Here is a 17,064-nt window from a genome sequence, read left to right as displayed (position 1 = left end):
GCCTGGCGGGGTGTCTTGCGACTCATCCCCCACGCGCCCACCGCTCTGGATCTCCGTCGCCTCGTTCGTGAGCAGCTTCGACAGATTCGTGGTCAGCCCGATCCTGGTCCTGGTCGCGACGACGTTCGGGGTCTCGGTGGGACAGGCGGTGGCGATCGCCAGCGGCTACTACCTCGCGTACGGCCTGTGCCAGCCGCTGTGGGGCGCCCTGTCAGACAGATTCGGCCGAGTCCGGCTGATGCAGGGGGCGCTCGTCGGGGCGGGGATCGCCGGTCTGGTCTCCGCAGCGGCGCCCAACCTGGTGACGCTGGTCGCGGTGCGGGTGGTCGCGGGGGCGTTCTTCGGGGCGATCGTGCCGACCTCGCTGACGTACGTCGGTGACACGGTCTCCGACGCCCATCGCCAGCGCGCGCTCTCGGACCTGATGGCCGCGATGGCGGTCGGCACGGCGCTGGCCGCAGCCGCGGCGGGGATCACCGGCCAACTGCTGGGATGGCGGGTCGTGTTCGCGGTGCCGGCGGTCGTGGCCCTGGTCACCGCCTGGGGCCTGCGCTCGCTCGCCGAGCCACCGCGAACCGCCAACGGCGGGGTGGCCGCCGCGTTCCGAGCCGCACTGAGCAACCGCTGGGTGGTCGTGGTCGGGCTGCTGGTCTTCGTCGAGGGCGGGCTCGTCCTGGGTGTCCTCACCCTCCTCGCGCCCGCCCTGCAGGCCCAGGGCGTCGACGCGGCGAGAGCGGGGCTGGCGGCCGCTGCGTACGGCATCGCGGTCCTGCTCTCCTCGCAGGTCCTCAAGGCCCTCACCCGGCGGCTCCCCCGCTGGTCGCTGATGGCGATCGGCGGCCTCGCCCTGACCGCCGGGTACGCCGTGGCGGCGATGAGCGTCTCGGTGCCCACCATCATCGGCGTCGTCGTGATGCTGGGGGTCACCTGGGCCTTCCTGCACACCTCGCTGCAGACGTGGGCCACCTCGATCGTCCCCGAGGCGCGCGGCACCGTCGTGGCCTGCTTCGCCGCGTCGCTCTTCATCGGGAGCTCCATCGCCGCCGTGATCGCCGGGCCGGCTGCCGACCACAACCAGTGGCACACCCTCTTCACGGCGTGCGCCGTGACCGCGGCGGTCCTCACCGTCGCCGCCGTCCTCGCCTACCGCGCCTACGCCGCCCGCGAGCCCGCTCCCCCGGCCGAGGAGATCACGACCGACCTCTAGGGCATGAGGTTGTTGACGGATCGAGCGCGACCTCGATCGGCGGCAGGCTGTTCAGCCCCTGCGATGCGACGGGTGAGGAGATGGAGTGCGTCTGCCGACGTGGCGTCGTTGGGGGTGTAGATCTCGAGGCGGTGGTCCTGGCTGTCCGGCTGGAGCCACACCTGGTAGGCGACGCTCGCGCTGCCGACGGTGGGGTGTCGTAGATGCATGTCGCCGGTGGTGCAGTCCGCGACCTCTCCGGTGGCCCACAGCTGGGCGAACTCGTCGCTGCGCATGGTGAGTTCGCCGATGAGATTCGCCAGGCGTGCGTCGGTGGGGAACCGGCCGGCGGTGAGCCGGAGGTAGGCGACGTGGACGTGGGCGAGCTCGTCCCAGTTGCGATGCAGGTCTCGGGTCAGCGGGTCGAGGAAGAACATGCGCGGAACTGAAGGTCGCTGGTCCGGGTCCTTGGGCGCGTCGACGTCGACATGCTCGGCGAACAGTGCGTGACCGGTGCGGTTCCAGGCGAGCACGTCTCCGCGCCTGCCGAGCAAGATCGCGGGTGTGGCCTCACCGAGCGAGTCGAGCAAGGCGAGCACACGAGGGTGGGGGTGTTCGACGGGTGGTTCGGCGAGGTCGGTCCTGATGTTTTGGCGGGCGAGATTGTGCAGGTGGACCTTCTCGACCTCGTCCAGTTCCAGCACCCGGGCCAAGGCGTCGAGAACCTGTGCTGAGGCCGTACCGGCTTGCTCTTGTTCCAGCCGTGTGTAGTAGCCGACGCTGACGCCGGCGAGGTGAGCCAGTTCTTCGCGGCGCAGACCTGGGACGCGCCGACTGTTGCCGTATGTGCGCAGCCCGATCGCTTCAGGGGTGACCTGGTCACGACGGCTCTTCAAGAACGTTCCGAGGCTCTCCACACCTTGAGCCTAGACACAGGCCGCCGGGATGTGGGTGCACCTGCCAGGTGTACCCACACCAGGTGGATGGCTGTCCCCGGGCGGGGCCTAGAGCGTTGAGGGCATGACTCAACATCCTGTTGCCACGACCAACGCCGGCGACGTCCGGTATTGGCTCAGCCTGCTCGTCGTCCTGGGCCCGGTTCTGCTGGTCTCGATGGACGGGTCCATCCTGTTCCTCGCGATGCCCCGGGTCAGCCAGGCACTGAACCCCAGTGCTGACCAAGCACTGTGGATCCTCGACATCTACGGGTTCGCTGTCGGATCGCTTCTCGTCGCATTCGGCAACCTCGGCGACCGCTACGGACGCCTCAGACTGCTCATGATCGGGGCGGCGTGCTTCGGTCTCGGCTCGGCGGCCGCCGCGTTCGCACCCACGCCAGAGCTGCTCATCGCCGCCCGCGCAGTCATGGGGATCGCCGGCGCGACACTGCTCCCGTCAGCGCTGGCGGTCCTCAGCGAGCTGTTCACCGACCCGGAGAAGAGAGCGCAGGCCATCGGCATCTTCGCCGCAGCCTTCGCAGCGGGCTTCGCGATCGGCCCTGTGATCGGCGGGGTGCTCCTAGAGCGTTTCTGGTGGGGATCGGTGTTTCTGATCAACCTGCCTGTCATCGCTTTGTTCCTCTGCTTCGCGCCCGTACTGCTGCGGGAGGTCCAAGCCACTCGCCCCGGCCGCGTCGACGCGATCAGTGTCGTCACCTCCGCCGTCGGGCTGCTGCTGGCGATCTACGGCATCAAGAACGCCGCCGCCGAAGGCCTGACGCTGTCCGCTGTCGCCTACGCGATCCTGGGCAGCGTCGTACTGACGTGGTTCAGCCTCCGGCAGCGACGACTCGAACACCCGCTCATCGACTTCTCGCTGTTCCGCGATCGGACCTTCACCGTCGCCATCATCACTGGACTACTGCCGCTCGCAGCCTGGTCGGCCGCCGCGTACCTGGCCGGGATCTACCTGCAGTCCGTGCTCGACATCTCCGTCCTCCAGGCAGCACTCTTGGCGCTTCCCGGCGCCGTCGTGCTGACCGCGACCTGCATCGTCACCCCGATGGTCGTCGGCCGCGTCGGCAAGCGGACCGCATTGCTCGTGTGCCACTTCACGATCGCTGCAGGTCTGCTCCTCCTGCTTCCCACCACCGTCACCGGCGGCGTCGGCTGGTACATCGCCTCGACTGCTGTTGCGGGCATCGGCTACGGCATCTCGTTCGCGGTTGTCGCGGACACTGCCGTGGTCGCGGTTCCTCCCGAGCGCGCTGGATCAGCTGGTGCGATCGCAGAGACCAGCAACGAGATCGGCAACGCCCTCGGTATCGCGCTGCTCGGGTCGCTGGCGGCCTTGCTCTTCCGACTCCAGGGTCCCGATCTCGCACCCACGCTCGACGAGACGCTCCAGCTCTCCGATCTGACAGCGACACTCGTGACCGACGCCAAGGCGGCCTTTCTCACCGGACTGCACATCGCCGCAGCAACCGCCGCCGTCCTGCATCTCCTACTCGGTCTCCTCGCCCTGCGTTGGCTGCCCCGAGAAACTCCCGTCCCCGCAGCTGAGCACGAAGTGGCGACGACCTAGTGCACATCAGCGCAGGTGGGCGCGGATGAGCGATTCGTACTTGTCGGTGATCCGGCTCCAGGTGAACTCGGCGGCGTGCCGCGCATGGGCATGGCCGGACAGCGATGCTGCCAGCTCGTGATCGGACAGGAGCCGCTCCAGCGCGGAGACGATGCCGGCCTCGTCGGAGAAGTAGAGGGCGGCATCGTCGGCCACCCAGCGGTTGTAGCGGTTGTCGTGGGCGATCACCGCGTTGCCGCAGCCGAGCGCTTCGACCAGCGACGGGTTGGTGCCACCGACCTGATGCCCGTGGACGTAGGCCACCGAGTGGAAGCGCAGGGCCGAGACGATGTCGGTGTCGTAGATCGCACCGAGGAAGACGACCTCGTCGCCGGCCGCCTCGAGGACGGCGCGGTGGTAGTCGTCTGCGGGGTCGTAGTCACCCAGGACCACCAGCTGCCGACCCCAGCGGCGGCTGGAGAAGGCGCGGACGATCTCGAGGATGTTGTTCTCCGGCACCGGCCGGGCGATCACGGTGAGGTAGGAGCCCGGTTCCAGGCCTCGGTCGAACACCGCCCACTCCGGGGCGTCGACGATGCGCGGGGCGCCGTAGGCGATCGTGGTGATCTTGTCGGCGGGCACCCGGGTCGCCAGATGACGGGCGATCTCGGGATGGTCGGCGATCAGATGGTCACCCAGCCAGCAGGCAGCCCGCTCCTGGGTCCACAGGAACGCCTTCTCGGGGCCCGACCAGCGGGCCCGCTTCCACTCGATGCCGTCCATGTTGACGATGTTGGGGACCCGACGGGAGCGGAGGACGGCGTTGAGCGCACCGGTGTTGTAGCCGAACGTCACGCATACGCTGCCGTCTCGCGCGGCCTCCCGGGCCGCGTGTCGCACCGCGCCGACATCGAACTCGATCGTCCCGCGCGGGCCGTCGTGCCGGGCCGGCACATGGACACGCTCGATGCCCTTCCAGGAGTCGACGCGCAGCTCCGCGGAGGGCTCGTCGTCCTGGCAGTAGACGACGACCCGCCAACCGCGGTCGACCAGATCCAGCCCGATGTTCTCCACGGCGGTCTCGAAGCCGCCGTGGGCAGCAGGAACGCCGCGGGTCCCGAGCATCCGCACAGTTGGGGTCACGTGGGGTTGACTCCTAGTTGGCTAGGAGCCGACGGCCCCTATTTTCAACACAAAGAGCCATCTAAAGGGATCCGCACGCGCGACGGGTGCGAAGCCATGGGCTTATACCCCAAATGGGTTACGTGACGGCAGGCCCCCGGGTCAGCACGAACTGGCGCAGCGCGTCCGGGTCGTCGAGATCGACGTACTCGAACCCGTCGACCGCCACCGCGACCTCAGTGATCGCGCACATCGAGTCGTAGACCTGCACGTACGCCGCCGACTGCGGGGCCCAGTCCAGCACCTTCGCAGCGCGTTCCCGTGCTCGCAGGGCCAGCTCGACCCGGAGCTCTGGGTCGTCGAGCAGCGACTCGACGGCGTCGGTGAACGCGGCCACGTCCCCGGAGGGGACGAAGAGCGCAGCATCCTCGGCGGAGACCCGGGTCTCGACCAGGTCGAAGGAGACCGACGGCAGGGCGTAGGCCATGTACTCCATCGTCTTGTTCATCGTCGACACGTCGTTGAGCGGCGTCTTCAGGTCGGGGCACAGGCCGACGGTCGCGGCGCTGAGGTGCTGGGCGATCAGCGCGGGCCCGGCCCGGCCGGTGAAGGTGACCACGTCGTCGAGGCGCAGCTCGGTGCAGCGGCGCTCGAGCTCCTCGAGACAGTCGCCGAAGCCCATCAGCACAGCGTCGACGTCGCTGCGGCCGCGCCGGTGGACGAGCTCCTCCATGACCTCCAGCACCGTGTCGACGCCGTCCTGGGGCCCCATGATCCCGAGATAGACCAGGGTGTGCCGGCCGCCGGCGGTGCTCTCGGACGCAGGGTCGTGGGGCCGTACCGGGCGCATCACTGACGTATCCGGTCCGCTGCGGACCACAGTCACGTCCCGAGGGTCCATCCCGCCTCGGTCGATCGCTACCTTCCGGTAGGACTCGTTGGTCGAGATGACCTGGTCGGCGGTGGCGTACGTCTGCTTCTCGAGCCAACGCAGCGCGGCCAGCTGGGCGCGACCGGACAGCGACGTCGGCGTGCCGAACCGGGAGAGGAAGAGCTCGGGGTTGAGATCGTGCTGGTCGAAGACGAACCGGACGCCGCGCCGCTTCCAGATGCGGGCCAGCAGCCAGTAGGTGTCGGGCGGGTTGCACGCCTGCATCACGCTGAACGGGCGGTCCCGCCAGACCTTGTTGGCCAGCAGTGCGGTGCGGATCCAGCAGTAGACGAACTCGAGCAGGTAGCCGAGCACGCCGCTGGCCTGCGGCGCTGGCCGGTACTTGTAGATGCGTACGCCGCTGAGCTGCTGTCGCCCCGGGTCGCCGGGCCCCTTCGGGCAGATCACACTGACCTCGTAGCCGCGCGCGACCAGCGCCTGACACTCCAGCCAGACACGTCGGTCCAGCGGCACGGGCAGGTTCTGGACGATGATCAGCACGTGCGTCCTTGCGACGCCGTGTCTCTGCTGGGCTGCGTTGACCATGGGAGCAGCGTTGTGGAGCGCGGAGACCCCCTCCCCAGGGGCGCCCGGCATATCCCCGAATCCGGGGATCGTGAACGGCGGCACAGGGGCCGGGGCACCCTGCGGCTCCTAACGTCGCCTGCTGTGAACCCGTTGGCCGAGCGCATCCGAACCGTACGCAGCCGACCCCACTCGGAAGCCGTGATCGCGGACCGGCGCACATCGGTCGACGCGGCCGGGCTGGCAGACGCTGCCGAGGAGCTGCGGCTGGGCCTCGTCAAAGCGGCCGGCGCCCGGCGCCCGTTGGTCGCGGTGTCGCTGCCGCTGTGCACCGACGCGGTCGTCGCGCTCGTGGCCGCGATCCTCGGTGACCTCTCCGTCTGCTTCGTGGACCCGTCGGCCCCCGAGGAGCGCCGCCGGTCCCTCCTCCAGGCGCTGCATCCCGACGTCGTGCTCGACCGGTCGGGGATCCGGACGGTCGCGTCATCATCGACGCCTTCTCAGGACGCGCTGGAGGCCGGGTACGTCGCGATGTCCTCGGGCTCGACCGGCGGTGGCCCGAAGGGGGTGCTGTCGCCCTGGGCCGCGATCGACGCCTTCGTCCCGCACGGCGCGGCCGCGCTCGACCTCGATGCCTCCTCGATGTGGGCAGAGGTCTCCCATCTCTCCTACGACCTGGCGATGACCAACCTGCTGGTCGCCCTGGCCGCCGGCGCCTCGATCCGGGTGTCCTCGTCGCTCGGTGACCGGCTCCGGCCGCTCGGCTTCTGCGCCCGCGTCGGGGCGACGCACGTACGCCTGGCCCCTCGGTTCATCTACCTCGCCGCCAACGAGCGCGGCAGCGCCTCCCCGCGAACGCTGCGGGTGTGGGGATCCGGCGGCGACCGGCTCTCGGCCGCCGACGCCCAGCGCGTCTTCGATCTCGGGGTCGCGACCGTTGTCAACACGTACGGCACCAGCGAGACGATCGGGTTCGCGAGCGCTGCCCGCTTCGAGGCCGGCGACGACCTGCCGACGGTCCACGGAGCCCTCGGGATCGGACGCGGGTCGGTCGGCGGGTGGCGTACGTCGCTCGCTCCCGACGAGGCCGGCGAGATGCTGATCATCGAGTCGCCTCTTCTGCCCCGCGGCTACCTCTTCGGGACCCCGAGCGGAGAGTTTCCGCGCTGGGACGGACCGGATCGGGTGCTCACCGGCGACCTCGGCGCCCGGCGCGGCGAGGAGCTCTTCTGCCTCGGTCGCGCCGGCCGCCGGGTCAAGCGCAGCGCGAGCTTCGTCGACCTGGACGCCCTCGACGCCGAGGTGAAGGACGCCTTCGGTCTGGCCACCTTCACCGCCGCCACTCCCGAAGGTGCCCTGGTCAGCCTCGTCGAAGGCGCCGGCAACGACCTCGACGACCTCCGCCGCCGGCTCCCGACGGTGCTGCGCCCCGACTCGGTCCCCGACGTACTCGTTCCCGTCGCCCAGCTTCCTCGCACCGGAAACGGCAAGATCGACCAGGTAGCGGCCCAGCACCTCGCCGCCACCGCGGGCTGAGCCGCGCTGGTCGAGCGGCCACGCTGGTCGACCAGCGCGGCTCGACCAGCGTCAGCCGATCTGCCCACCCACGTACTCGGCCAGCGACCCGACCGACTCGAAGACCTCGGCGTTGATGTCGTCCTCGTCCATCTCGAAACCGAAGCGGTCCTCGAGGACGGTGATCAGCTCGACGAGGGCGAGCGAGTCGAGCTCGGGCAGGGAGCCGAAGAGGAGGGTGGCCGCGGTCAGCGAGCCGGCGCTGTGGTCAGGTCCGATCACCTCGGTGATCGCCTCACCGACCCGGTCCAGGGTCGCTTCGGTGGTGTCGATGGTCATGGACAGACTCCTTGGGTTCGGAAGATTCGGGGGGGGTCAGACGAGCACTTCGAGCGGCACCGGGTGGCTGAGGAAGGCGGTGGGGCTGGCGGTGAGGCCGTACGCGCCGGCCTGGTGGACCACGACCAGGTCACCCACCTCTGCGCGCGGGAGGCTCACCTTGTCGCCGAGCAGGTCCAGCGGCGTACACAGGCAGCCGACGACCTGCACGGTCTCGGTGACCTCCTCGCCGGCACCCGCAGCGACGACCGAGATCGGGTAGTTGCGGCGGATGACCTGGCCGAAGTTGCCCGAGGCGGCGAGCTGGTGGTGCATGCCGCCGTCGACGACGAGGAAGGTCTTGCCGCGAGAGATCTTGCGGTCGACGACCCGGGTCACGTAGACCCCGGCCTCGCCGACCAGGTAGCGGCCGAGCTCGATGACGACCTGCGCCGAGGGCAGCGAGGGTCTCACCCGCGTCGCCATCAGCGACTCCAGCCGCGAGCCCACCATGTCCAGGTCGAGAGGCTGATCCTGGGTGTAGTAGGGGATGCCGAAGCCGCCACCGATGTTGAGATAGGTCATCGCCGCAGGCAGATCGTCGGAGAGCCGCAGGACGAGGTCGACCGTGCGTTCCTGGGCCTCGGCGAGAATCTCTGCGTGCAGGTTCTGGGAGCCGGAGAAGACGTGGAAGCCTGCCACCTCGACGTCGCGGTCGTGCAGGGTCTTGAGCAGCATCGGCACCGTCTCGGCGTCGACCCCGAACTGCTGGGCACCACCGCCCATCCGCATCCCGGAGCCCTTGACCTCGAAGTCCGGGTTGACCCGCACCGCGACCCGCGGCCGGACCCCGAGCCGGTCCGCGGCCTCGACCAGCCGGTCGGCCTCCAGCGGAGACTCGATCTCGACCAGCACCCCGGCCGCCACGGCCTGGGACAGCTCGGCGACCGACTTCCCCGGCCCGGCGAAGCTCACCGCCCCCGGCGCAGTCCCGGTGTCCAGCGCCACCCGCATCTCGGCCCCCGAGGCGACGTCGAGCGCATCGACGGCCCGGGCCAGATGCTGCACCAGGGCCGGCATCGGGTTGGCCTTGACCGCATAGCTCAGATGGACGTCACCGGGAAGAGCAGACCGCAGCGAGGCCACCCGAGCGTCGATCGCGGCCCGGTCATAGGCGAAGAACGGCGTCGAACCGACCCGCTCGGCGAGCATCCGGACCGGGACGTCCCCCACGTGGTCTCGACGAGCTCGACCTCCGGTTTCAGACGTCATCTCACCACTCCAGACATGTCAGCTCGCTGTACAGGTAGTCGACCCGAGCCGGGTCGAGGGCGTCGCTGCGCAGCATCTTCGGCCGCGGCCGCGACAGCCGGCGGGACCCGGCAGGGGCACCGCCGGCGACCCGGTGCTCGACCAGGGTCGCCGCGGCGCCGTGCTGCCTCAGCAGGTGCGACGCCAGCCGCGGCGCGTACCGCCGGAGCAGCTCCGGATTGCTCGCATACAGGACCGAGGCGAAGGCCCGTACGCCCTTGCGGGTGTCCTTGCGGGCCACGACGTAGCAGTGCTCGGAGCCCGTGCTCAGCACGATGTGCCGGGCTGCCACGGCGGCGCGGTGGTCGGCGTAGAGGTCCCGCTCCTCGCCCTGAAGGACCGAGTCCAGCACGTCGGGACGGCTGCTCACCCGCACCCCTCGACCCGGCAGCGCCATCGCGGGAACCAGCGAGGTGGTCGTGTCCAGGTCGGTGAACTTGAGCTTGCGGTTGAGCGCGACGACGTTGCCCGAGGGAGAGAAGTCGGTGAACTCGTAGCCGGGCTGCTTGAGCAGCGTGGTCAGCAGCCGCAGGCCTTGGTGCCGGTGGCTGTCGAGCACGCACCAGGCGCCCAGGTTGCAGATCCGGAGCCGTTCGCCGCCGACGTCCCGCTCGGAGTAGTAGGCGAGGTACGCCCCGACCACGCGATCGTCCGCGGTGAGGAAGAACCCGTGGTTGGGCTGCGGTACGTCCCACGGCACCCGCAGCGCCTGAGACCACTCCAGCGCCCGCACCCGCGGGTTCAGCTGCTCGTGCAGGAACGTCGAGACGGCCGGAAGGTCCACGGCCGTGATCGGAGCGAGCACCGCCTTCATGCCGCCCCCACCCACTCGGGACCGCGCGGCGCGCTCATCCGGCGACGGCTCACCAGAGTGCGGACCGCGCGGCGCGAGGTCTGCTTCCCGAGCAGCGCACGGCTGCACTCCCGGGCCAGCACCATCAGCCAGTACGCCGCTCCCTGGACCCGCCCGCGGCGGGCGGTGAAGAGCCGCACCCGGTTGGCGACCAGCAGCGTCCACAGCCCGGGTGAGGTGGTGGACTCGCCACCGAGGTGCACCGCGCGGGCGGCGGGCACGAACCGCACCCGGAACCCCCGGTCGCGGGCGCGGAGGTGGAACTCGGTCTCCTCGGAGTAGAGGAAGTAGGACTCGTCCCACGGCCCGCACGCGCGCCAGCACTCGGCACTGATCAGCTGTGTGGACCCCTCGGCCCAGTCGGTGTCCTGACCGCGCTCGTACTCGGCCGGATCGGCCACGATCTCCCCCGCCCAGCGGACCCGTCCGGCGCGGTTGGCGCCTACGACCGCGTCGGCGAAGGCCCGCAGCAGGCTCGGTGCGCCCCGCATCGACGCGATCAGCCGGCCCTCGGCGTCGACCAGCCGGGGGACGGCGACGCCGACGCCCGGCAGACCGTCGTGAGGCAGACCGTCATCAGACAGACCCAGCTCGCGGGCGAGCGCCGCGCCGCAGCCCGGCTCGAGGCGTACGTCGGGATTGAGCACGAGCACCGCGTCGAGGTCGGGGGCCGCGGCCAGGGCGGCCGCGACACCCGCGTTGATCCCGGCGGCGTAGCCGCCGTTGCGCCCCGTCTCGACGACGGTCGCCTCCGGCGCGAGCCGGCGCGCGGTCTCCGCGGAGCCGTCGGCCGAGGCGTTGTCGGCGATCACCAGCCGCCACCCGAGACCGGCGAGCCCCTCCTGCAGGGAACCGAGGAGGTCGGCCAGCAGATGAGCACTGTTGTAGGTCACCACCACGACGGCGATGCGGATGGGAGGCTCGAACACGTCACCGAGTCTCGGCGGCGACCACCCCCTGTGAAGCCACCTCCCGACCGCAGATCCCCCGTATGAGGTAGGCCTCGGCAGCTATGGCCGGACCCGGCTCCCGGATACCTAGCGTTGAGGCATGCCCGCCCACGTGACCAACATCTGCTTTCACGGCATCGGCGAGCCCGGACGCCGGCTGGAGCCGGGCGAGGACCGCTACTGGATCAGCCGCGACGCCTATGCGGACATCCTCGACGCGATCGTCGACCGGCCCGAGGTGCGGATCAGCTTCGACGACGGCAACCGCTCCGACGTCGAGTTCGGGCTGCCGGGCCTGCTCGAGCGCGACCTGAGCGCGACCTTCTTCGTCCTGGCCGGGCGGCTCGGCCTGTCAGGAAGCCTCGACCGTCTCGACATCCGTCTCCTCCGGGTGGCGGGCATGCGGATCGGCACCCACGGCATGGATCACGTCAGCTGGCGCGGCCTCGACCCCGCCGGCGTACGCCGCGAGCTGGTCCAGGCCCGCGAGCGGATCACCATGGCCGCCGGTGAGGCGGTCGACGAGGCGGCGCTCCCGCTCGGCCGCTACGACCGCACCACGCTGAGGCACCTGCGCCGCCTGGGCTACCGGCACGTGCACACCAGCGACCGCGCCCACGCGGTGGCCGGTGCCTGGCTGCAACCGAGGTTCAGCGTCACCGCGGACGACGACGGCGACAGCGTACGCAGCCAGATCCTGAACGGGCAGGGCATCGCCAGGAGGGTGGAGCGCCAGGCAGCAGGCCTGGTCAAGAGACTGCGCTGAGCTGCGCGATCTCCTGATGTAACCAGTTTGAAGGATGCCCCCGACCCGCGCGGTCGGGCAGTGTCGAGAAGACAATGCCGAGAACGATGGCCATCAAGACGCGAACGGGTGCGAACACATGCCAATCAAGCCAGGACGGCGCCGGCGGATCGCGATCGTGAGCGGGCTGGCCCTGCTGCTGGCCGCCACGACCTGGTTCCTGTGGCCCGGCCCGAGCCCGGTGAGCACCATCGGCTCCGACTCGCTGCCGACGGTCCCGCCACCCGCGAGCGTGACGATGTCCGAGACGCCCTCGGCCTCCCCGAGCCCGACGACCCCGTCGGCCTCCCCGAACTCGTCGGCACGGCCGACGACGCCCGCGCCGTCGGACACCCCGGAGCGTACGAAGTCCACGACGAGGGCCGCGCCACCGGCCAAGGGGTTCCCCACCCGGGAGTCGGCGGGGCTGCCCGCCGGCTGGAAGCCGAAGCGCACCGTGACCGGGGACTTCTGGATCCGGCACCGCGGAGCTGTCGTGGAGGACCTGCGGATCACCAACGGCGTCATCTACGTCACCGCACCCGGCGTGACCCTGCGCCGCATCCAGGCGGTCGCATCGTCGGTGGTCAACGACTACAACGACCAGTGCAGCTCCGGGCTGCTGATCGAGGACTCCGACTTCGTCCGAAGCAGCGCTCCGACGACTGAGGAGGCCTGGCCGGCGGTCTCCTCGGGCGGCTACACGGTGCGCAACGTCGTCATCGACGGCGTCCCCGAAGGGCTGCGCGCCTCCAACAAGGAGCGCTGTGGTGGCATCCGGATCGAGGACTCCTTCATCCGGGTCACCTCGCCGGACGTGTGCAACGACTGGCACGGCGACGGCCTGCAGGGCTACGGCGGCGGCAAGGTCAAGGTACGCCGGACGGTGATGATCCTGGAGGTGAAGAACGAGTGCCACGGCACCGCCCCGTTCTTCAACCCCGAAGGTCAGGGCAACGACTCGGTCGACATCGACGGCCTGGTCGTGGCCGGTGGCGGCTATCCGTTCCGCAACGGCATGCCCGGGCCGACCCGCAACCTCTACGTGGTCGACCAGAGCTGGGTCTTCGGCCCGCTCGACGTCGACTGCTCGGTGGCCACCGACTGGAGCGCCGCCGTGGTGACCATGGACTCAGCGGGCCAGCCCGTCCCGATCCGCGACCTACCCTGCGAGTGACGTCCGGGCCGGAGAACACGCCATAGATACCGAGTTTTGGGGGTGACTGTGCCGGAGGGATCAAACGTAGTGTCGATGCCTTCGGCGGTATCCCATACGAACAGGTGCATTCATGCCCTCCCACAGCATGGCCCCCAGCGCATATCGACGACGGATCGACCGACCTCCCCACGGTCGCCGCAGAACCGCCCGGTGGCGGCGTACCGCCTTCGCCAGCGCCCTGGTCACCCTCATCGCCGGCAGCGCCCTCTGGGCGTTCGGCACGGCGACCGCGCACCCTGAGACGGTCAGCCTTCTCCCCGACGACGCGGTCCCCGCGGTCCTGACGGACCCCGACTCCCGCCCCGTGGAGCTCGGGCTGCGGTTCCGGACCTCGGAGCCGGTCGAGGCGGTCGCGCTCCAGGTGTATCTGGGCCCGAACAACCACGGCCCGCACCAGGCGACCCTGTGGTCCGGGCGGGGCCGTCCGCTCGCCCGTGTCCAGCTCGGCGGCGCGGCCGGAGACGGCCTGAGGGCCGTCTCGCTCGAGCGGCCGGTGCGTCTCGAGCCAGGCCGTTCCTACGTCGTCTCCTACACCGCGCCCGGTGGTCACTACTCGACCGACGAACACTTCTTCGACCGTTCGATCAGTAACGGTCCGCTGTCGGCCGGCGCGAACGCGGGTGTCTACAGCTACCGGCCGGGCGAGTTCCCCCGCTCGACGTACCGGGCCACCAACTACCAGGTCGACGTCGTCGTTCGGCCGGCCGGCCCTGGCGAGGAGCCGACGACCTCACCGACGCAGTCCGACGGCGCACCACCCTCCAGCGCGCCTCCGTCCCAGAGTCCCGGTCCCTCGACAAGCGTCAGCCCGAGCGCGCCGGCGAGCTCCTCGACTGCTCCGTCTACCTCCCCGAGCTCCCCGACCGGCGCTCCGACGACCTCCAGCCCCGCGCCCACCTCCGCCCCTCCCGCTGGTGGCTTCCCGACCCGCGCCTCGGCCGGGCTGCCGGACGGCTGGCAGCCCAAGCGGTCGGTGACCGGGACGTACACGATCAGTACGCCGGGCGCCGTCGTCGAGGACCTGCGGGTCACGAACGGGACGATCAACGTCACCGCCAAGAACGTGACCCTGCGCCGCGTGCAGGCGGTCGGCTCGGTGATCGCCAACTACGCCAGCGCCACCTGCGCGACCGGTCTCGTCATCGAGGACTCCGAGATCGTCCGTGGCACGGCCCCGACGACGGACGACGCCTGGCCCGCGGTCACCTCGGGCGGCTACACGGCGCGCAACGTACTCATCGACGGGGTTCCGGAGGGCTTCCGGGCCCAGGGAAGGTCGGCGTGCGGCGGCGTCGCGATCCACGACTCCTACGTACGTGTCGTCTCGCCCGACGTCTGTACCGACTGGCACGGTGACGGCATCCAGGGCTACGGCGGTGGGGCCCTCACCGTCCGGAAGACGGTCATCGACTTCGTCGACACCAACAACTGTGGCGGGACCGCCCCGTTCTTCTACCCCGACCAGGACAACACCTCCGTCGACATCGACGGCCTGATCGTGAGCGGCGGCGGCTACCCGTTCCGGCTCGGCACACCGGGCACGGTGAGGAACCTGTACGTGGTCGACCGGAGCTGGGTCTTCGGACCGCTCGACGTCAGGTGCAACCTGGTCACCCAGTGGCAGGCCGCGACCGCGACGCTGAACTCCGCCGGCCAGCCCGTCGTCGTCCGCAACCTGCCCTGCACGACCTGACGGGTTGGGCTGGTGGGACGGGTCACCCGGGTCGTACGGTCTGCGCCAGCTCTTCCCTGGCCTTCGTGCGATCCGGTGGCGCCTTCCCAGATGGTGACGGTGCGCTCAGCCGGGTGACCGCGCTGGCCAGCCCGAGCACAAGGAAGATCGTGCCCATCGTCATCGGGAACGCGAACGCGTCGAAGAAGGCCAGCCCGGCGAAGCCGGCGGCGGCGGCACCGATGAGCGCGACGACGAGGTCACGGGTCTTCGGGTCCTCGCAGGCGCGATAGACCCGGGCGAGCTGGATGAACGTCGCGATGATGAACGCCGCGAAGAGGAGCACTCCGATGATCCCGATGCTCACCATCATCTGGAGGTACTGGTTGTCGAAGATGCGGTACTTCGGCAGGAACGTCCCCAGCCCGCGCCCGAAGAACGGGTTGCGGTCGACGAAGAACCAGGCCACCCCGTAGCTGTCGGTGCGCGAGGTGACGCTCGGGTCCTCCTCGGCACCGACGAACATGCCGGTCACCGAGTTGATGATCCGGGGCGCGACCAGGAAGACCAGGCCCAGCCCGCCGACCGCGAGCCCCAGCACCATCACCCGCTGCTTGCGCGACCAGCCGATCATGCAGACCGCGACCGCGATGGCGGCGCCGAGGTAGGCCGAGCGGCTCGAGGAGGCGGCGATGATCATGCAGATCAGCGCGACCGGGGCCCAGCGGACGAGCGGGTTGAGGTTGCGGTGCTGGAAGCCGACGTGGAGCGCGATCGGAACCAGCATCCCCATCAGGGTGCCGTACTCGATCGGGCTCAGGGCGGTGCCGGCGGGACGTACGAGGCCGTTGCGCATCGCCAGCTCGACCGTCGTCACCGGGGTCAGGACGGGGACCGAGATCCGGTCGACGAAGATCTGCTTGGCGAAGAACTGCGCCAGGCCGAGGAGGGCGAGGAAGGTGCCGCCCACGACCAGCCGCCACACCAGCACATGGACCCTGGCCATGCTCGGGATGGCGTCGCCGGCGAGCAGCAGCGTGCCCACCCAGGAGACCATCGCGAGGATCGCGACATCTGCCGGGCTGATCTCGTCGCGGCTGATCGGACGCGACATCGCGATGACGTAGGTGACGCCGACGCTGAACAGGAACAGCGCCAGCACCAGCCGCATCGGCTGCGGGGGCCGGTCCACCGGCAGCGGCCGGCCGATGCTCAGCAGCACCCAGATCGCGAAGCTGCCCAGCCCCATCAGCATCGAGACCGAGCCGGCGCTGCCCAGCGGCCGGAAGACCAGCCAGGACGGGATCACGAAGACGGCGAACGTGTAGAGGCTCAGCCACGTCACCGCATCGACACCACGGCGTACGGCCATAGTTCCCGCCTCAGCCGTGGAGGCGCTGGACGATGTGTTCGTCGTCCTGGTCGGGATCGTCGGCGACGTCATGTGCAGCCAGGGACGAGGCCCGCTCCTCGCGAGCCAGGCGGCGGCGCAGCACGATCCCGTCGATCGCGTAGACGAGCACCGCGGTCATCGCGAGACCGAGCACGACCGCCATGATCCGCGCCCGCAGTGGACCGCTGCCGTCGATGGCTGCCGTCTCGTCCAGCGCGAGCGCGCGGGAGCGCAGCCGGGCGTTGCCCCTCGCATTGACCTCGTCCTGGAGCCTGCCGAGGGTGTCCGGGATCGAGTCGGCGACGAAGTCGAGCGCCTCGATGGCGTTGGCCTCGCTGTCCGCACTGACGTCGATCGCGATCACCGGTCCGCGCGTCGACTCCTCCATCGAGACCGTGACCACGGCACCCGGGGTGACCTCCGCAATCGCCTCCTGGGCGGGCGCGCTGGTGTAGTAGGCGACCACGACCCGGGCCGGCAGATCGAGCCCACCGAGCCCCAGGAACGGGTTGCCGCCGGGGCCGACCGCGTTCTTGGAGGGGAGCATCAGGACCAGGCCACGGGCGGTGTAGGTCGGCGCCACGAAGGCCGACGCGCTCCAGCCGAGCACGCCGGTCACGAGGATGCCGACCACCGCGAGATACCAACGCCGCCGGATCGCACCGACGAACTCCGACAACACCATGGGCCCGAACGTACCGATCCGGCATCGGTGCGAGCCGACCTCGCCGAGGGCCTACCCGATTTGGGCGATGACCCCGCTGACCTGGGCGGACTCGGCCT

Annotated in this window: 15 protein-coding genes; 6 read left to right on the top strand and 9 right to left on the bottom strand. The window is 70.2% G+C overall.

Annotated features, from left to right (window positions below):
• Positions 1–10 precede the first annotated feature (10 nt).
• Positions 11–1,207 (top strand): MFS transporter, encoded by a 1,197-nt coding sequence (locus BJ988_RS31220; RefSeq protein WP_179656406.1) that lies wholly within the window; start codon positions 11–13, stop codon positions 1,205–1,207.
• Here the strand turns inward: BJ988_RS31220 and BJ988_RS01790 are convergent.
• On the bottom strand, positions 1,204–2,103 hold the full coding sequence (locus tag BJ988_RS01790; protein ID WP_179656405.1) for an MmyB family transcriptional regulator: 900 nt from the start codon (positions 2,101–2,103) through the stop codon (positions 1,204–1,206). The genes BJ988_RS31220 and BJ988_RS01790 overlap by 4 nt on opposite strands.
• Before the next feature lie 103 nt (positions 2,104–2,206).
• Between BJ988_RS01790 and BJ988_RS01785 the strand changes: the two genes are divergently transcribed.
• Entirely contained in the window at positions 2,207–3,709 is a 1,503-nt protein-coding gene (locus BJ988_RS01785) for an MFS transporter (protein ID WP_179656404.1), read from the top strand.
• Positions 3,710–3,715: 6 nt separating this feature from the next.
• On the opposite strand, the gene BJ988_RS01780 is transcribed toward BJ988_RS01785, so the two are convergent.
• Together BJ988_RS01780 and BJ988_RS01775 are read right to left on the bottom strand one after the other, a co-directional pair.
• On the bottom strand, positions 3,716–4,831 hold the full coding sequence (locus BJ988_RS01780; RefSeq protein WP_179656403.1) for a DUF1972 domain-containing protein: 1,116 nt from the start codon (positions 4,829–4,831) through the stop codon (positions 3,716–3,718).
• Positions 4,832–4,949: 118 nt separating this feature from the next.
• Positions 4,950–6,242, bottom strand: coding sequence for a glycosyltransferase family 4 protein (locus BJ988_RS01775; protein WP_343051406.1), 1,293 nt, complete (start codon positions 6,240–6,242; stop codon positions 4,950–4,952).
• A 168-nt stretch (positions 6,243–6,410) separates the two neighbouring features.
• On the opposite strand from BJ988_RS01775, the gene BJ988_RS01770 reads away from it, so the two are divergent.
• Positions 6,411–7,802, top strand: a complete 1,392-nt coding sequence (locus tag BJ988_RS01770; RefSeq protein ID WP_179656401.1) for an AMP-binding protein — start codon at positions 6,411–6,413, stop codon at positions 7,800–7,802.
• 51 nt (positions 7,803–7,853) lie between these two features.
• On the opposite strand, the gene BJ988_RS01765 is transcribed toward BJ988_RS01770, so the two are convergent.
• From BJ988_RS01765 to BJ988_RS01750, 4 genes are read right to left on the bottom strand one after another with little or no spacing between them, the layout of a single operon-like run.
• Positions 7,854–8,120: an acyl carrier protein gene (locus BJ988_RS01765; protein WP_179656400.1), complete on the bottom strand. Its 267-nt coding sequence runs from the start codon at positions 8,118–8,120 to the stop codon at positions 7,854–7,856.
• A 36-nt stretch (positions 8,121–8,156) separates the two neighbouring features.
• On the bottom strand, positions 8,157–9,371 hold the full coding sequence (locus BJ988_RS01760) for a pyridoxal-dependent decarboxylase, exosortase A system-associated (RefSeq protein WP_179656399.1): 1,215 nt from the start codon (positions 9,369–9,371) through the stop codon (positions 8,157–8,159).
• 1 nt (position 9,372) lies between these two features.
• Positions 9,373–10,224 (bottom strand): hypothetical protein, encoded by an 852-nt coding sequence (locus BJ988_RS01755; RefSeq protein WP_218860505.1) that lies wholly within the window; start codon positions 10,222–10,224, stop codon positions 9,373–9,375.
• The gene (locus BJ988_RS01750) at positions 10,221–11,192 is read right to left on the bottom strand and encodes a glycosyltransferase family 2 protein (RefSeq protein ID WP_343051405.1); all 972 of its coding nucleotides are present in this window, start codon (positions 11,190–11,192) and stop codon (positions 10,221–10,223) included. The genes BJ988_RS01755 and BJ988_RS01750 overlap by 4 nt, the downstream gene beginning before the upstream one ends.
• A gap of 121 nt (positions 11,193–11,313) precedes the next feature.
• Here BJ988_RS01750 and BJ988_RS01745 point away from each other — a divergent pair, with 121 nt between their 5' ends.
• The 3 genes from BJ988_RS01745 to BJ988_RS01735 all read left to right on the top strand — a co-directional run bounded on the left by BJ988_RS01745 (position 11,314) and on the right by BJ988_RS01735 (position 14,909).
• Positions 11,314–11,979: a polysaccharide deacetylase family protein gene (locus BJ988_RS01745; protein ID WP_179656398.1), complete on the top strand. Its 666-nt coding sequence runs from the start codon at positions 11,314–11,316 to the stop codon at positions 11,977–11,979.
• A 118-nt stretch (positions 11,980–12,097) separates the two neighbouring features.
• On the top strand, positions 12,098–13,174 hold the full coding sequence (locus BJ988_RS01740) for a hypothetical protein (protein WP_179656397.1): 1,077 nt from the start codon (positions 12,098–12,100) through the stop codon (positions 13,172–13,174).
• A gap of 112 nt (positions 13,175–13,286) precedes the next feature.
• The gene (locus BJ988_RS01735; RefSeq protein ID WP_179656396.1) at positions 13,287–14,909 is read left to right on the top strand and encodes a DUF4082 domain-containing protein; all 1,623 of its coding nucleotides are present in this window, start codon (positions 13,287–13,289) and stop codon (positions 14,907–14,909) included.
• A gap of 22 nt (positions 14,910–14,931) precedes the next feature.
• On the opposite strand, the gene BJ988_RS01730 is transcribed toward BJ988_RS01735, so the two are convergent.
• A complete protein-coding gene (locus tag BJ988_RS01730; RefSeq protein WP_179656395.1) occupies positions 14,932–16,260 on the bottom strand; it encodes an O-antigen ligase family protein in 1,329 nt (442 codons plus the stop codon).
• A gap of 10 nt (positions 16,261–16,270) precedes the next feature.
• Positions 16,271–16,966: a YveK family protein gene (locus BJ988_RS01725; protein WP_179656394.1), complete on the bottom strand. Its 696-nt coding sequence runs from the start codon at positions 16,964–16,966 to the stop codon at positions 16,271–16,273.
• Between the last annotated feature and the right edge of the window lie 98 nt (positions 16,967–17,064).

Source organism: Nocardioides panzhihuensis (assembly GCF_013408335.1).
Lineage (GTDB): Bacteria > Actinomycetota > Actinomycetes > Propionibacteriales > Nocardioidaceae > Nocardioides > Nocardioides panzhihuensis.
The sequence above is the reverse complement of the archived record's forward strand: the minus strand, read 5'-3'. Positions and strand labels throughout refer to the sequence as shown.

Bases quoted from the DNA above. Each gene is read 5' to 3' on its own strand.
- BJ988_RS01785 (WP_179656404.1), top strand. From the start codon at position 2,207: ATGACTCAACATCCTGTTGCCACGACCAACGCCGGCGACGTCCGGTAT.
- BJ988_RS01765 (WP_179656400.1), bottom strand. From the start codon at position 8,120: ATGACCATCGACACCACCGAAGCGACCCTGGACCGGGTCGGTGAGGCG.
- BJ988_RS01760 (WP_179656399.1), bottom strand. From the start codon at position 9,371: ATGACGTCTGAAACCGGAGGTCGAGCTCGTCGAGACCACGTGGGGGAC.
- BJ988_RS01755 (WP_218860505.1), bottom strand. From the start codon at position 10,224: ATGAAGGCGGTGCTCGCTCCGATCACGGCCGTGGACCTTCCGGCCGTC.
- BJ988_RS01745 (WP_179656398.1), top strand. From the start codon at position 11,314: ATGCCCGCCCACGTGACCAACATCTGCTTTCACGGCATCGGCGAGCCC.
- BJ988_RS01740 (WP_179656397.1), top strand. From the start codon at position 12,098: ATGCCAATCAAGCCAGGACGGCGCCGGCGGATCGCGATCGTGAGCGGG.
- BJ988_RS01735 (WP_179656396.1), top strand. From the start codon at position 13,287: ATGCCCTCCCACAGCATGGCCCCCAGCGCATATCGACGACGGATCGAC.
- BJ988_RS01730 (WP_179656395.1), bottom strand. From the start codon at position 16,260: ATGGCCGTACGCCGTGGTGTCGATGCGGTGACGTGGCTGAGCCTCTAC.
- BJ988_RS01725 (WP_179656394.1), bottom strand. From the start codon at position 16,966: ATGGTGTTGTCGGAGTTCGTCGGTGCGATCCGGCGGCGTTGGTATCTC.